Consider the following 14,205-nt stretch of genomic DNA (forward strand, 5'->3'; position numbering starts at 1 on the left):
ATGCCCTACAGTCCGTGACCATGCCGGACGGTGCCGCAAGGTCGAATCCCGGTTGGCGACCGCCCCAGGAGCGAGGCATGATTGCTAGCGGTTGCTTGCCGACCGGCTAGCCAGCGCACGCCACGCCTGGCGCCCGAACCCACCGACCGGAGACCCGATGACGCTGCCCACCGGCGCCGACACACCGTCGTCCCTCGACGATCAACCCGCCGACGACCGCATCCTCCGCCAAGGACTGCGGAACATCGGCGACATGATCCGCCTCGAACCCAAACCGTTCGCGGTAGGCGCCGCCGGAGCCATGGCCAACACCGCCATGACCCTCTTCCTCTCCTTCGTCGTCGGCTGGGTCGTCTCCAGCATCGCCGTCCCCGCCTACGAAAACGGCGAAGTCGCCCTCGCCGCCGTCATGACCGGCGTCGCCGCACTCCTCGGCACCTCCATCATCCGCTTCTCCACCATGTGCGCCCGCCGCATCGGCGCCGGCGTCATGATGTTCGGAGTCCAAGCCCACTGGCGCCGCCAGATCACCCGCCGCTACCTCGCCCTCCCCGTCTCCTGGCACCAGAAACACCCCACCGGCACCCTCCTCTCCAACGCCAACGCCGACGTCGAAGCCGCCACCCGCCCCCTCGCCCCCCTCCCCTTCGCCGTCGGCACCCTCTTCATGGTCGTCGTCGCCATGGGCGCCTTCCTCTGGATCGACTGGGCCATCGCCCTCGTCGCCCTCGGCATGTTCCCCGCCCTCTTCGCCCTCAACGCCCTCTTCGCCACCAAAATGGCACCCCGCGCCAAACGCGCCCAAGAACTCCGCGCCGAAGTCTCCGCCGTCGGCCACGAATCCTTCGACGGCGCCCTCGTCGTCAAAGCCATGGGCCGCGAAACCGCCGAAACCGAACGCTTCAGCGCCTCAGCCGAACAACTCCGCGACGCCATGATCGGCGTCGGCCGCCTCCGCGCCGCCTTCGAACCCGCCATCTCCGGACTCCCCGAGATCGGCGTCCTCATCGCCCTCCTCGTCGGCCTCGCCCGCTACGAAGCAGGCGCCATCGACCTCGGCCAACTCGTCACCGTCTCCTTCATGTTCTCCGTCCTCGCCTTCCCCGTCCGCGCCATCGGCTGGGTCCTCGGCGACCTCCCCGGCTCCGTCGTCGGCCGCCGCCGCGTCGACCACGTCCTCTCCGCCACCGGCGACATGACCTACGGCCACAAGACGATCCCCGAGACCACCACCCCCGCCCGGCTCGAACTCGACGCCGTCGCGTACGCCTACCCCGACGGCCACGAGGCCCTCCACGAAGTCACCTTCACCGTCGAACCCGGCACCACCGTCGCCCTCGTCGGCGCCACCGGATCCGGCAAATCCACCCTCGCCCACCTCGCCGCCCGCCTCATCGACCCCACCCGCGGCACCATCACCCTCGACCACGAGGACCTCCGCGACCTCACCCACGCCAGCCTCGCCCGCACCACCGCACTCGTCCAGCAGATCCCCTTCGTCTTCGACGACACCGTCCGCGCCAACCTCGCCCTCGACCGCCCCGGCCTCACCGACGACCACCTCTGGGACGCCCTCGTCGCCGCCGGAGCCGAAAAATTCACCACCGCCCTCGACCAAGGCCTCGACACCGAAGTCGGCGAACGCGGCACCACCCTCTCCGGCGGCCAACGCCAACGCCTCACCCTCGCCCGCGCCCTCGCCGGCAAACCGCGACTGCTCATCCTCGACGACGCCACCAGCGCCGTCGACCCCAAGATCGAATCCCAGATCCTCACCGGACTCAAAGACTCCTCCGACACCGCCAGCGTCCTCGTCGTCGCCTACCGCCGCGCCACCATCGCCCTCGCCGACGAAGTCGTCTTCCTCGAAGACGGCCGCATCACCGCCCGCGGCCCCCACCACCACCTCCTGAAAACCCACCAGCCCTACGCCGACCTCGTCACCGCCTACGAACGGGCCGAAGCCGAGCGCGAATTCGACAACGAATTCAACGGCGCCGAGCTCAACGACGAGGAGACCGCGGCATGACCACCCGAACCACGCCCGACACCGCCGCAACACAACCCGGCCCCTGGCAGACCGTCAAACGCGGCCTCCGCCTCTCACCCGAACTCCGCCGCGGCCTCGGCTTCACCGTGTTCCTCGCCGCTGTCACCTCCATCGGACGCCTCGTCGTCCCCATCGGAGCACAACAGGTCCTCGACAAAGGCCTCCTCGGCGAAGGCGGACCCGACATCGGCTACGTCGTCCTCGTCACCGTCCTCGGCGTCGCGGCCCTCCTGGTCACCACCGGCACGAACTACCTGATGAACCGCCGCCTCTTCGTCGTCTCCGAACACGCGCTGGCGTCCTTGCGGCGCAAGACGTTCCGGCACATCCACGACCTCTCGATGCTGCACCAGCAGTCCGAGCGGCGCGGCGCGCTGACCGCGCGGGTGACGACCGACATCGACCAGGTGAGCACGTTCCTGCAGCAGGGCGGCATGGTCCTGGTGACGGCCGCCGCCCAGATCGTCGTCGCGACCGTGGTCATGGCCGTCTACTCGTGGCAGCTCGCGATCGCGGTGTGGATCGTGTTCATCCCGGTCACGTGGCTCATCAAATGGCTCCAAGGTCATCTCGCGGCCGCTTACACGGACGTGCGCAAGAGCGTCTCCAAGATGCTCTCGGCCGTCGCCGAATCGGTGGTCGGCGCGGGCACGGTGCGCGCGTACGGGGTCGGGGCCCGCACCAGCGAGCGGCTCGACGCGTCGATCGACGAGCACCGCCGTGACCAGACCCGCGCGATCAGCCGCTCGGCGTTCTCGTTCGGCGCGGGGGAGCTGGTCTACCTGGGCGTCAACGTGATCGTGGTCGTGCTCGGCGCGTTCCTCGTCGCGGACGGGTCGATGACCGTGGGTGAGCTGACGGCCTTCCTGTTCCTCGTCATCCTCTTCACCCAGCCCGTCGTCATCGGCACCGAGACGCTCAACGAGGCCCAGAACGCGGTCTCCGGCTGGCGGCGGGTGCTCGACATCATCGACACCGAGCCCGACGTCGCCGACCCGGTCGACGGCATCGCCCTTCCCGAAGGGCCCCTGGGGGTCCGATTCGAAGGGGTGCGCTTCGCCTACCCGGGCGGCGAAGAGGTCCTGCACGGCATCGACGTGGAGATCCGCGCCCACTCCAAGGTCGCCGTCGTCGGCGAGACCGGCTCGGGCAAGACCACGTTCGCGAAGCTGCTGACGCGACTCATGGACCCGACCTCCGGAAACGTGATCATCGGCGGCGCCCCCCTCACGGAGGTCACCTTCGCGTCGCTGCGCGGCCGGGTGACGATGGTCCCGCAGGAGGGCTTCCTGTTCAACGGCACCCTCGCCCACAACGTGCGCTTCGCCCGGCCCGACCTCACCGACGCCGAGATCTACGTGGCCTTCGCCGAACTCGGCCTCGACGACTGGCTCGAAACCCTTCCCGCCGGCCTCGACACCGAACTGGGCGAGGGCGGCGCGAACCTGAGCGTCGGCGAGCGCCAGCTGGTGTCCCTCGTGCGCGCCTATGTCGCCGACCCCGACCTGCTGGTCCTCGACGAGGCCACGAGCGCCGTCGACCCGGCCACGGAGCTGCGCCTCTCCTCGGCCCTCGACGCCGTGACCCGGGGGCGCACCACGGTGATCATCGCCCACCGCCTCTCGACGGCCGAGACCTCGGATGAGGTCCTGGTCTTCGACGCGGGGGACCTGGTGCAGCACGGCCCGCATGCCGAATTGGCGGCCGAGGCCGGTTCTGTCTACGCGGGGCTGCACGGCTCCTGGGTGGAGCAGACCCGTTCGAGCTGAAGCGATTCCTGAACAAGCACTGCCTGAAGAAGTGCTGCTTGAAGTTGAAGCTCTGTTCCTGTTGTTGTAGCGGGGGCGGTCGGCCTGGCTAGGGCCGACCGCCGCCTCGCTGCCGCGGCCGTCTGGTGCAGGTGCCGGCGACGCGGGTGCCAACCCGCGCCTCCAGTCTTGCGGCGGTCCGATCGGCTCCCACTTACCGCCGACCTACACCAAAACTGAAGCCAGCCTCCCACAGAAAGTCAAGACACTCAAGGAATCTTTTTTACCTGTGGATAACTTCGTGAGTATTTGACATTTTGCCTGATCACATGCCTGTGGATAACTTATTGAGGATGATTCACTCGGTGATGGTGAGGACGATCTTGCCGATCGTGCGGCCCGTTTCGAGCGAGGCGTGCGCCTTGGCGACCTCGTCGAGGGGGTAGGTCTCGGAGACGGTGGGCTTGAGCTTGCCGGCTTCGACTAGGGCGGTCATCGCGTTGAGGCCGATCTGGTCGGGCTCCACGATCGAGAAGCCCGTCTTGATCCGGGCGCGCTCGGCCTCGGGGACGTCGGCCGGGCCAGGCAGGGTGATGAGGTAGCCGCCGTCGCGGACCACCGGGGCCGAGCGGGCCGTGTACTCGTCGCCGACGCCGTCGAGCACGATGTCGACCCCGCTGACCTGCTCGGCGAAGTCGCCCGCCGTGTAGTCGACGACCTCGTCCGCTCCGATCTCCTTGAGGTAGGCGTGCTTCGCGGCGCTCGCGGTCGCGATCACATACGCTCCCTTGGCTTTCGCGATCTGTACTGCGAGGTGCCCGACGCCCCCGGCGGCCGCGTGCACCAGCACCCGCTGGCCCGGCTCGACCCCGGCGACGTCGACCAGCGACTGGTACGCCGTGAGACCGGCGAGGGGGAGCGCGGCGGCCTCGCTGTGCGACAGGCCCGCGGGCTTGCGGGCGAAGTGGCGGGCCGGAGCCGTCACGTACTCGCTGTGCGCGTTCGCGAACTGCGGGAACCGGGGCATGCCGTACACCTCGTCGCCGACCTCGTAGAGCCGCACGCCGAATCCGACCGCCGCGACCGTGCCCGAGACGTCCCAGCCGAGCGTGAAATCGCCGGAGCGGCCCAGCAGGCCGCCGTAGGCGCGCGTCTTCCAGTCCACCGGGTTGAGCCCCGCGGCGTGCACCCGCACCAGGATCTCGCCGACGCCCGGCTCGGGCCGCTCGGTCTCGACGACCTTGAGCACCTCGGGTCCGCCGAGTCCGTCCTGCCTGACGGTTCGCATCGTGGCCATTGTGGATTCCTTTCGAGAGCGTTGCTTCGGTGTGGACCAGTCTGCGGGATCGGGCGGCACGCGCCTAGCGGCCCGAGGGCCATCATGTGAAAGAATCGGGCCATGACCGGTTCCCCCGCGCCCCACCGCGTCGCCGTTCTCGCGCTCGAAGGCGTCATGGCCTTCGAACTCGGTATCCCCCACCGGGTCTTCGGCGCGGCGATGCGCGACGACCTGACCCCGCGGTACGAGGTGCGCGTCTGCTCGATGGACGGCGCGCCCGTGCGCTCCGCGAGCGGCTTCACCGTCGCCGTCGACCACGGCCCCGAGGCGCTGGCCTGGGCCGACACCGTGGTGGTGGTGACGATCCAGCCCGACAGCCCGATCTGCGACGTCCAGGAGCTGCCCGAAGGGCTGGACGCCTGCTTCGAGCGGGTCCGGCCCGAGGCGCGGATCGTCTCGTTCTGCTCGGGCGCGTTCGTGCTCGCCGAACTCGGCCTGCTGGAAGGGAAGTCGGCCGCCACGCACTGGATGCTCGTCGACCGGCTCGCCCGGCGCTACCCGAACGTCACCGTCGACCCCGACGTGCTGTTCGTCGACGAGGGGCGCGTCCTCACCGCGGCGGGCGCTGGCGCGGCCGTCGACCTCTGCCTGCACCTGGTCCGCCGCGACTACGGCAGCCAGGTCGCGAACGCGGTCGCGCGCCGCTGCGTCGTGCCCCCGTGGCGCGAGGGCGGCCAGGCCCAGTTCATCGAGCGGCCCGTGCCCGAGGCGTCGGGTGTGAGCACCGCCGAGGCCCGCGAATGGGCGCTCCGGCACCTCGACCGTCCCCTGTCGATCGACGAGCTCGCGCGGCGGGCGCGCATGAGCCGCCGCTCCTTCACCCGCCGGTTCCGTGAGGAGGTCGGGCAGAGCCCGGCGCAGTGGCTCACGCTGCAGCGCGTCGAGCACGCCCGGCACCTGCTCGAATCGAGCGACCTCACGGTGGACCAGATCGCGCAGCGCGCCGGGCTGGGCACGGGCGTCTCGCTGCGCCAGCATCTGCGGGCGGTACTGGGGGTCTCGCCCTCGGTGTACCGCAAGGCGTTCCGGGCGCGCGAGGCTACAGCCGGAAGCGCAGTTCCGGCCGCTCCCAGGTGACGCGCGGCGGCGACGGCGGGACCGTCCCGGTCCATTCGGCGCCGACGCTGCGGTAGAACGCCTCCGCGGGCGGATTGGACACCACCCGGATCTCCGTGAGGCCCTCCGACCTGGCGAGGTCGAGCATGTGGCCGATCAGCATCCGGCCGATGCCCTTGCCCTGCAGGCGGTCGTCGACGAAGAGCAGGTTGAGTTCGGGGACGTCGAAGTCGTGTCTGGCGAGGGTGGCGGGGTCGACCAGCAGCGAGTAGAAGCCCATGAGGGTGTCGTCCTCGTCGACGGCGAGATAGGTGGGGTGCAGTTCCAGGTACTCGGTGCTCAGCCGGTAGCCGTCGAGGATCGGCGCGTACTCGCCGTGGTAGGCGCTGGAGGCGTGGATGAGCGTGTTGACTCGGTCGGCGTCGGCTCCGGTGGCGCGCTTGATGTGCGGGCTGCTCGCATCCATGGTCGTTGATGCTAGCCCACAACGGATTTTTACCCCTGGGGGGTATGGAGGTCAGGGGATGAGCAGGAGTTTCCCGGTGGTCTTGCGGGATTCGAGGGCCTGGTGCGCCTCGGGGGCCTCTTCGAGGCGGAAGGTCTCGCCGACGCGGACGAGAAGGTCGTCGTCCTCGATCATCTGGAAGACCTCGCCTGCGCGCCAGAGGTATTCGTCGCGGGTCGCGGTGAAGTCGTGGAGCGTGGGACGGGTGAGGACGAGTGAGCCGCCGCGGTGGAGGTCTTGCGGGTCGACGGGCGGGACGGGTCCGCTGGACTGGCCGAACAGGGCCATCACGCCGCGGCGGCGCAGCGCCGAAAGGCCCTCGCCGAACGTGGTCTTGCCGACGCCGTCGAACACGGCCGCGACGCCCTCGCCGCCGGTGAGCTCGCGGGCCTTCGCGCCGAAACCCTCGTAGCGCATGACGTGGTCGGCGCCGTTCTGCCGCGCCAGTTCCGCCTTCGCGTCCGTGGAGACGGTGCCGATGACCTTGCCGCCCTTGGACTTCACCATCTGGGTGAGGAGGAGCCCCATGCCGCCCGCGGCGGCGTGGACGATCACCGTGTCGCCCTCCTGCACCGCGTACACCGTGTTGCACAGGTAGTGCGCGGTTAGGCCCTGGAGCATGACGGCCGCGGCGGTCTCGACCGCGACCTTCTCGGGGACGGGCACGAACTCGTCGGCGTCGCCGACCACGAGGTCCGCATAGGACCCCGGGACGCTCTTCCAGGCGACCTCGTCGCCGACCGCGAAACCGGTGACGCCCGCGCCGACCGCGGCGACGTACCCGCCGCCTTCGAGGCCCGGCGTGAACGGCAGCGGCAGTCCGTAAGCGCCGGTGCGGTGGTAGACGTCGATGAAGTTGACGCCCGCCGCGGCGACCCTGACGGCGATCTGGCCCGGGCGCGGGCCCGGGTCGTCGCCCTCCAAAACCCGCATCACGCCCGGCCCGCCGGTCTGCTCGACCACGATCGCCTTCATGAGGTTTCCTTCCGCCGCAAGGTCACCTCATAAAATAGCAGCGGCATCCGGCGCTATTCGTCCGTGCTGCTGCGCTTGCCGTTGCCCACGCCGAAGCGCAGGCGGCTCTGGCCCCACCGGCTCGGCGCGGCCGTGCGGGAGTCGACCTCCTCGCCCACGAGCTTGCGGATCGCCTCGCGGAAGCCCTTGTGCCGCAGCTGGTGCCGCAGCGGGTGCGACGCCGGGTCCTGCGTGAGCTCCTTCATGAGCGCCACGCACAGCAGCAGCATGACGATGACGAACGGCAGCGCCACGATGATCGTCGCGTTCTTCAGGCCCTGCAGGCCGCCCGAGATGAGCAGGACGGCCGCGACCGCGCCGATCGTGGCGCCCCAGAACACCACGAGCGGCTTCTTCGGGGCGAGCGACCCGTGGCTCGACAGCGATCCGAGGACCAGCGACGCCGAGTCGGCGCCGGTCACGAAGTAGATCGCGACGAGCACCATGGACAGGCCCGAGAGCAGGCTGTACAGCGGCAGCGATTCGAGGAGCGCGAACAGCGAGTACTCCTCGCCCATGGCGACGGCGTCGCTGAAGTCCTCCCCGTGGTTCTGCTGCCACAGCGCCGTCCCGCCCAGGATCGCGAACCACAGCGTCGAAGCGGCCGAAGGGATGAGGAGCACGCCGACGATGAACTGGCGGATGGTGCGCCCGCGCGAGATGCGGGCGATGAACGTGCCCACGAACGGCGCCCACGACAGCCACCACGCCCAGTAGAAGATCGTCCACGTCCCCATCCATTCGGAACCGCCGAACGCGCCCGTCGCGCTGGAGATCCCGACGAGGTCGGTGAGGTAGCCGCCGATGGCGCTCGGCCACGCGTCGAGGATGAACAGGGTCGGCCCGGCGAAGAACACGAACACGACGAGGAACAGCGCCAGGACCACGTTCGTGGTCGACAGCCATTTGACGCCGCGGTGCACGCCCGAGAACGCCGAGGCGACGAACGCCGCCGTCAGCGCGATGATGACGATGAGCTCCAGCTGCGTCGAGTCGGGCACGCCGACGACGATGTCGAGCCCGACCGCGACCTGCAGCGCGCCCAGGCCGAGGCTCGCGGCCGTGCCGAAGACCGTGGCGAACACGGCCAGGAGGTCGATCGCCTTGCCCGTGACCGGGCCCCAGCGCCTGCCCGCGGTCAAGGGCGCGAACGCGTCGCTCATGTTGTTGCCGCGCTGCTTGCGGAACGTCGAGTAGCCCAGGGCGAGGCCCGCGACCGCGTAGATCGCCCACGGGTGCAGTCCCCAGTGGAAGAACGAGTAGACGAGCGAGCCCTCGGTGAGCTGGTCGTTGTAGTACGGGGACGCCGGGTCGAGCTCGAGCGGCGGGGGCGCGTCGAAGTAGTGCGCGAGGGGCTCGGCGACGCCGTAGAACATGAGGCCGATGCCCATGCCCGCGGCGAACATCATCGAGATCCACGGGAGCGTCCCGAACTCCGGCTCCTCGTCGGCGTTCGCGGCGAGCTTGATGTTGCCGTACCGGCTCGCCGCGATGTAGATCGCCAGGACCACGAAGATGTTCCCGGCGATGATGAACAGCCACGCGAAGTTCACGATGACCCAGTTCAGGGCCGCCGTCGAGCCGGTCTCGAACTGGTCGGGGAAGACCGCGCCGAAGACGATCACGGCAAGGATGACGACCGCGCTGATCCAGAACACCGGCCGGTCCACCGGGTAGGTGGCCTGCCGCTCCTCCGCCTCGACCGGCGGCAGGGGCGGCGGGGCCTCGCCGGGGTCGGTGGGCGGTGTCTCGGTCGTGGCCATCGGGCGGCTCCGTTCGTCGGTGGAGTGTCGCTCCAGTCACCATAAGTGACGAAACGCACCCGTCCGGCCGGTTCGGCGACCCCGTCCCGGTTCAGTCGCGCCGGTACACCAGGAGCGCGACCTCGCCCAGCGCGCGCGTCTCGACCAGCCGCAGCGGCCGCGCCGGGGACTGCGGGAACGCCGCCGCGTGCACGAACTTCGGCCCGCCCGCGCCGCCGAGCAGGAACGGCGCGACGGTCAGGTGCGCCTCGTCGACGAGGTCCCCGGCGAAGAACAGGGTGTGGATCGTGCCGCCGCCCTCGACGAGGAGGCGTTCGACGCCGCGTCCCGCGAGGTCGCGCAGGGCGTCCCCGAGTTCCAGGGTGTCGCCGAGGGCCACGACCTCGGCGGCCCCCGGGGCGAGGTCGCAGGCCTCCTTGCCGCGTTCGCTGGTGTAGACGACGACCGGGCCGCCCTCGCCGGCGAACAGGCGCGCGTCGGGGTCGAGGTCGCCCGACGGGGAGAGCACCACGCGCAGCGGCGACGGGGCCTTGCCCGCTTCGACGCGGGCGTCGCGGCGCTCGGGCGAGCGGACGAGCAGGCGCGGGTCGTCCGCCCGCACCGTCCCGGCGCCGACCGCGATCGCGTCCACGCCCGCGCGCACCGCGTCGACCCGGTCGAAATCCGCCGCGTTCGACAGCATCAGCCGCTTCGGGGACACGTCGTCGAGATAGCCGTCGATGCTCATCGCGGCCGAAACGATCACATAAGGGCGCTCCATAACCCCCGAGAATCCCACGATGCACTCACCGAGCGGGCCCGGGTGGCGGTCACCGCCGGGGTGCGATCACAATCAGTAGACGTGGAAGCAGGACAGACCAGCGACGACGTGATCGCGAGCATCCGGTTCAACGCGGACGGGCTCGTCCCCGCCGTCGCGCAGCAGCACGACACGGGCGAAGTCCTCATGCTCGCGTGGATGGACGCCGAGGCGCTGCGGCGCACCGTCGCCACCCGCAAGGCCACCTACTGGTCGCGCAGCCGCGGCGAGTACTGGGTCAAGGGCGAGACCTCCGGCCACCACCAGGCCGTGGTGTCGGTCGCGGTCGACTGCGACGCCGACACCGTCCTGCTCCAGGTGGACCAGACCGGGCCCGCCTGCCACACCGGCACCCGCACCTGCTTCACCGGAAGGGAGATCGCATGAGCGAAGCGAACAGCGACAACGGGGCCCCTGAGCGGCGCGCGGCCGAGCGCACCCGCGTCCTCCTCGCGGGCGTCGTCGGGGCCGCCGTCGCCGCGCTCGCCGCCTCCCGCGACTGGACGACCACCACCGACACCGGGCACGCCGGGATCACCGCCACCACCGCCCAGGCGGGCACCGACCTCGCGTCCTGGGCTCTGCCGTGCGCGCTCGCGGGCGGCGCCGCGTTCCTGGCGATGCTCGCCACCGGCAACCGCGCCCGCCGCGTCCTCGGCGTCGTCGCCGCCCTCGCCGGGCTCGCGACCGTCCTCGCCGGGGTCCTCCACCTCGACGCGGGGCCGTGGCCGATCGCGATGGGCGCCGCCGCGCTCGTCCTCGCCTTCGCCGGGGCCGCCGTCACCGCGCGCGCGGGCGGCTGGCCCGACAGCGCCTCCCGGTACGACGCGGGCGACCGCCACGGAGCGGCACCCGACGGCAACGGCGCCATAGCAGAGGACCCGGTGTCGCTGTGGAACGCCCTCGACTCCGGCGAGGACCCCTCGTCGCCTAATATCACGGCATCGGCGCAGCAGAAGGGACGATCTTAGGTGAACGTGCTGGAGCAGATCATCACCGAAGTCCGCGCCGATCTCGAACGGCGCCAGACCCAGACCCCCATCGAGGTCATCCGCGAGCGCGCCGAGGCCGCCCGCCCCGCGCTCGACGGGTACGCCGCGCTCTCCGGCGGCGGCGTCTCCGTCATCGCCGAGGTCAAGCGGGCCTCCCCGTCCAAGGGCGCCCTCGCCGACATCCCCGACCCGGCCGTGCTCGCCGCCGAGTACGCCGCGGGCGGCGCGTCCGTCATCTCGGTCCTCACCGAGCAGCACTACTTCAAAGGCAGCCTCGACGACCTCGACGCCGTCCGCGCCAAGGTCCAGATCCCGGTGCTCCGCAAGGACTTCGTGGTCTCCCCCTACCAGGTCCTCGAGGCGCGCGCCCACGGCGCCGACCTCGTGCTCCTCATCGTCGCCGCCCTCGACCAGGACACGCTCGTGTCGCTCCACGAGCGCATCGAAGGGCTCGGCATGACCGCGCTCGTCGAGGTCCACACCGAGTACGAGGCCGACCGGGCCCTGCGCGCCGGCGCGAAAGTCATTGGCGTCAACGCCCGCGACCTGACTACGCTCGACGTGGACCGCTCGGTGTTCGAGCGCATCGCCCCCGGTCTGCCCCGCGACGTCGTCAAGGTCGCCGAGTCGGGCGTCAGGGGCACCCGCGACCTCATCCGCTATGCCAGCGCCGGCGCCGACGCCGTGCTCGTCGGCGAGGGCGTCGTCAAGACGAAGAGCCCGCGCGACGCCGTCGCCGAGCTGGTCACCGCCGGATCCCACCCGGCGACGCCGCGTCCGATCTAGCGGTCGGGGCGGGACACACAGGTTGAGCCTGTGCGCGTCAGCGCGCCCGGGCAGCGAGTTGCGAAAGGGAGCGAAGAACCGTGCCTAACCCAGATGCCAGCGGCCACTGGGGCGAATTCGGGGGCCGCTTCGTCCCCGAAGCGCTCATTGCCGCCCTCGACGAGCTCGAGGCCGCCCACACCGCCGCGCTCGCGGACCCGGCGTTCATGTCCGAGCTGGACCGGCTCGGCCGCGAGTACGGGAATCTGCCGTCGCCGCTGTACTTCGCCGAGCGGCTCTCCGAGGAGGCCGGGGTGGAGGTGTGGCTCAAGCGCGAGGACTTGAACCACACGGGCGCGCACAAGATCCGGAATGTGCTCGGGCAGGCGCTGCTGACCAAGCGGATGGGCAAGACGCGCATCATCGCCGAGACCGGGGCGGGTCAGCACGGGGTCGCGTCGGCGACCGCCGCGGCCTATTTCGGGCTGGAGTGCACGGTGTACATGGGCGAGGAGGACACGCGCCGGCAGGCGTTGAACGTCGCCCGGATGCGGCTGCTCGGCGCGGAGGTCGTGCCGGTCAAGACCGGTTCGCGGACGTTGAAGGACGCGATGAACGAGGCGCTGCGCGAGTGGGTGGCGTCGGTGGACCACACGCATTACCTGATCGGCTCGGTCGGCGGGCCGCACCCGTTCCCGCAGCTGGTGCGGGACTACTGCCGCGGCATCGGGGACGAGGCGCGCGCGCAGTTCCTGGAGCGGACCGGGGGTCTGCCGGACGTCGTCGCGGCGTGCGTCGGCGGCGGTTCGAACGCGATGGGGATCTTCACGGCGTTCCTGGACGACGCGGACGTGCGGCTGTTCGGGTTCGAGGCGGGCGGCGACGGCTACGACACGGGCCGGCACGCGGCGACGATCACGGCCGGGCAGGTCGGGGTGCTCCATGGGGCACGCACGTTCGTGCTGCAGGACGAGGACGGGCAGACGATCGAGTCGCACTCGATCTCGGCCGGGCTCGACTACCCGGGCGTCGGCCCCGAGCACGCGCACCTGGCCGCGACCGGCCGGGCCGCGTACGAGCCGGTGGACGACGCGGAGGCGATGGCGGCGCTGGAGAAGCTGGCGCGCACCGAGGGCATCATCTGCGCGATCGAGTCGGCGCACGGCCTGGCGGGGGCGCTGCGGCTCGCGAAGGGCCTGAAGCCGGGCGCGAAGGTGCTGGTGAACCTCTCGGGTCGCGGCGACAAGGACATGGGCAACGTGGTCGAGTACTTCGGCTTCGCGGACGAGCAGAAGGGCGAGTAGATGCTGCACGCTGCAGACGCTTTCGCGAAGACCCGGGCCGAGGGCCGGGCGGCGCTGGTGGGGTACCTGCCCGCGGGCTACCCGACGCTGGCCGACTCGATCAAGGCCGTGGAGATCATGATCGACCACGGGGCCGACATCATCGAGCTGGGCCTGCCGTATTCGGACCCGGTGATGGACGGCCCGGCGATCCAGCGGGCGGCCGACCAGGCGCTCGCGGGCGGGTTCCGGACCCGGCAGGTGTTCGAGGTGACCGAGGCGGTCGCGGGCCGCGTCCCGATCCTGGTGATGACGTACTGGAACCTGGTGGAGCGGTACGGGGTCGGCCGGTTCGCGGCCGATTTCGCGGCGGCGGGCGGGGCGGGCCTGATCACGCCGGACCTGATCCCGGACGAGGCGGGGGAGTGGATCAAGGCTTCCGACGAGCACGGTCTGGACCGGGTGTTCCTGGTCGCGCCGTCGTCCACTGAGGAGCGGATCGCTGCGACGGTGGCGGCGTGCCGCGGGTTCGTGTACGCGCAGTCGGTCATGGGCGTCACGGGCGCCCGCGCGGCGACGTCGGCGGTCGCGCCGGCGCTGGTCGAGCGCACCCGCAAGCACACCGACCTGCCGATCGGCGTGGGCCTGGGGGTCCGCAGCGGCGACCAGGCCGCCGAGATCGGCGCGTACGGTGACGCGGTCATCGTCGGGTCGGCGATCGTCAACTGCTACCTGGACTCCGAGGACATCCCGACCGGGCACCAGAAGCTCGCCGAGCTCACCGCGGACCTCGCCGCGGGCGTGCGGCGCTAGTCTTCCAGGCAGCCCCGCGGGCGAGCGTCCGCGGGGCTTCGCCGTGCCCGGGGGCGGTTTGCGTGGTTTGCGGCGGGC

13 protein-coding genes are annotated in these 14,205 nt (G+C 70.9%); 8 read left to right on the plus strand and 5 right to left on the minus strand.

Going from position 1 to position 14,205, the window contains the following annotated elements; all coding sequences use genetic code 11:
* Positions 1-157 precede the first annotated feature (157 nt).
* Positions 158-2,029: an ABC transporter ATP-binding protein gene (locus tag ACGGCP_RS10200; protein ID WP_392963839.1), complete on the plus strand. Its 1,872-nt coding sequence runs from the start codon at positions 158-160 to the stop codon at positions 2,027-2,029.
* A complete protein-coding gene (locus ACGGCP_RS10205; RefSeq protein WP_392963842.1) occupies positions 2,026-3,819 on the plus strand; it encodes an ABC transporter ATP-binding protein in 1,794 nt (597 codons plus the stop codon). Before ACGGCP_RS10200 ends, ACGGCP_RS10205 begins: the two co-directional genes overlap by 4 nt.
* A gap of 337 nt (positions 3,820-4,156) precedes the next feature.
* Here ACGGCP_RS10205 and ACGGCP_RS10210 read toward each other — a convergent pair whose 3' ends face one another.
* Positions 4,157-5,086: an NADP-dependent oxidoreductase gene (locus ACGGCP_RS10210; RefSeq protein WP_392965059.1), complete on the minus strand. Its 930-nt coding sequence runs from the start codon at positions 5,084-5,086 to the stop codon at positions 4,157-4,159.
* A gap of 111 nt (positions 5,087-5,197) precedes the next feature.
* On the opposite strand from ACGGCP_RS10210, the gene ACGGCP_RS10215 reads away from it, so the two are divergent.
* A complete protein-coding gene (locus ACGGCP_RS10215; RefSeq protein WP_392963845.1) occupies positions 5,198-6,214 on the plus strand; it encodes a GlxA family transcriptional regulator in 1,017 nt (338 codons plus the stop codon).
* On the opposite strand, the gene ACGGCP_RS10220 is transcribed toward ACGGCP_RS10215, so the two are convergent.
* From ACGGCP_RS10220 to ACGGCP_RS10235, 4 genes are all read right to left on the minus strand, one after another.
* On the minus strand, positions 6,177-6,659 hold the full coding sequence (locus ACGGCP_RS10220; RefSeq protein ID WP_392963848.1) for a GNAT family N-acetyltransferase: 483 nt from the start codon (positions 6,657-6,659) through the stop codon (positions 6,177-6,179). The genes ACGGCP_RS10215 and ACGGCP_RS10220 overlap by 38 nt on opposite strands.
* 51 nt (positions 6,660-6,710) lie before the next feature.
* On the minus strand, positions 6,711-7,673 hold the full coding sequence (locus ACGGCP_RS10225; RefSeq protein WP_392963851.1) for a quinone oxidoreductase family protein: 963 nt from the start codon (positions 7,671-7,673) through the stop codon (positions 6,711-6,713).
* Positions 7,674-7,726: 53 nt separating this feature from the next.
* Positions 7,727-9,475 (minus strand): BCCT family transporter, encoded by a 1,749-nt coding sequence (locus ACGGCP_RS10230; protein ID WP_392963854.1) that lies wholly within the window; start codon positions 9,473-9,475, stop codon positions 7,727-7,729.
* 91 nt (positions 9,476-9,566) lie between these two features.
* Entirely contained in the window at positions 9,567-10,220 is a 654-nt protein-coding gene (locus tag ACGGCP_RS10235; RefSeq protein WP_392963857.1) for a RibD family protein, read from the minus strand.
* 96 nt (positions 10,221-10,316) lie between these two features.
* Here ACGGCP_RS10235 and hisI point away from each other — a divergent pair, with 96 nt between their 5' ends.
* The 5 genes from hisI (at position 10,317) to trpA (ending at position 14,127) form a co-directional block, all read left to right on the plus strand.
* Entirely contained in the window at positions 10,317-10,661 is a 345-nt protein-coding gene (gene hisI, locus ACGGCP_RS10240) for a phosphoribosyl-AMP cyclohydrolase (protein ID WP_392963860.1), read from the plus strand.
* Positions 10,658-11,245: a Trp biosynthesis-associated membrane protein gene (locus ACGGCP_RS10245; RefSeq protein ID WP_392963863.1), complete on the plus strand. Its 588-nt coding sequence runs from the start codon at positions 10,658-10,660 to the stop codon at positions 11,243-11,245. The genes hisI and ACGGCP_RS10245 overlap by 4 nt, the downstream gene beginning before the upstream one ends.
* Before the next feature lie 6 nt (positions 11,246-11,251).
* Positions 11,252-12,052 carry an indole-3-glycerol phosphate synthase TrpC gene (gene trpC, locus ACGGCP_RS10250; protein ID WP_392965061.1) on the plus strand — a complete coding sequence of 267 codons (801 nt, stop codon included), beginning with the start codon at positions 11,252-11,254 and terminating at the stop codon, positions 12,050-12,052.
* Positions 12,053-12,132: 80 nt separating this feature from the next.
* The gene (gene trpB / locus ACGGCP_RS10255) at positions 12,133-13,335 is read left to right on the plus strand and encodes a tryptophan synthase subunit beta (protein WP_392963865.1); all 1,203 of its coding nucleotides are present in this window, start codon (positions 12,133-12,135) and stop codon (positions 13,333-13,335) included.
* Positions 13,336-14,127 carry a tryptophan synthase subunit alpha gene (gene trpA / locus ACGGCP_RS10260; protein ID WP_392963868.1) on the plus strand — a complete coding sequence of 264 codons (792 nt, stop codon included), beginning with the start codon at positions 13,336-13,338 and terminating at the stop codon, positions 14,125-14,127. It abuts the gene before it with no gap.
* The last annotated feature ends 78 nt before the right edge of the window (positions 14,128-14,205 follow it).

The sequence above is a fragment of the Glycomyces sp. NPDC048151 genome, from assembly GCF_043202775.1.
Classification (GTDB): Bacteria; Actinomycetota; Actinomycetes; order Mycobacteriales; family Micromonosporaceae; genus Glycomyces.

Bases quoted from the DNA above. Each gene is read 5' to 3' on its own strand.
- ACGGCP_RS10200 (WP_392963839.1), top strand. From the start codon at position 158: ATGACGCTGCCCACCGGCGCCGACACACCGTCGTCCCTCGACGATCAA.
- ACGGCP_RS10205 (WP_392963842.1), top strand. From the start codon at position 2,026: ATGACCACCCGAACCACGCCCGACACCGCCGCAACACAACCCGGCCCC.
- ACGGCP_RS10210 (WP_392965059.1), bottom strand. From the start codon at position 5,086: ATGCGAACCGTCAGGCAGGACGGACTCGGCGGACCCGAGGTGCTCAAG.
- ACGGCP_RS10215 (WP_392963845.1), top strand. From the start codon at position 5,198: ATGACCGGTTCCCCCGCGCCCCACCGCGTCGCCGTTCTCGCGCTCGAA.
- ACGGCP_RS10220 (WP_392963848.1), bottom strand. From the start codon at position 6,659: ATGGATGCGAGCAGCCCGCACATCAAGCGCGCCACCGGAGCCGACGCC.
- ACGGCP_RS10225 (WP_392963851.1), bottom strand. From the start codon at position 7,673: ATGAAGGCGATCGTGGTCGAGCAGACCGGCGGGCCGGGCGTGATGCGG.
- ACGGCP_RS10230 (WP_392963854.1), bottom strand. From the start codon at position 9,475: ATGGCCACGACCGAGACACCGCCCACCGACCCCGGCGAGGCCCCGCCG.
- ACGGCP_RS10245 (WP_392963863.1), top strand. From the start codon at position 10,658: ATGAGCGAAGCGAACAGCGACAACGGGGCCCCTGAGCGGCGCGCGGCC.
- trpA (WP_392963868.1), top strand. From the start codon at position 13,336: ATGCTGCACGCTGCAGACGCTTTCGCGAAGACCCGGGCCGAGGGCCGG.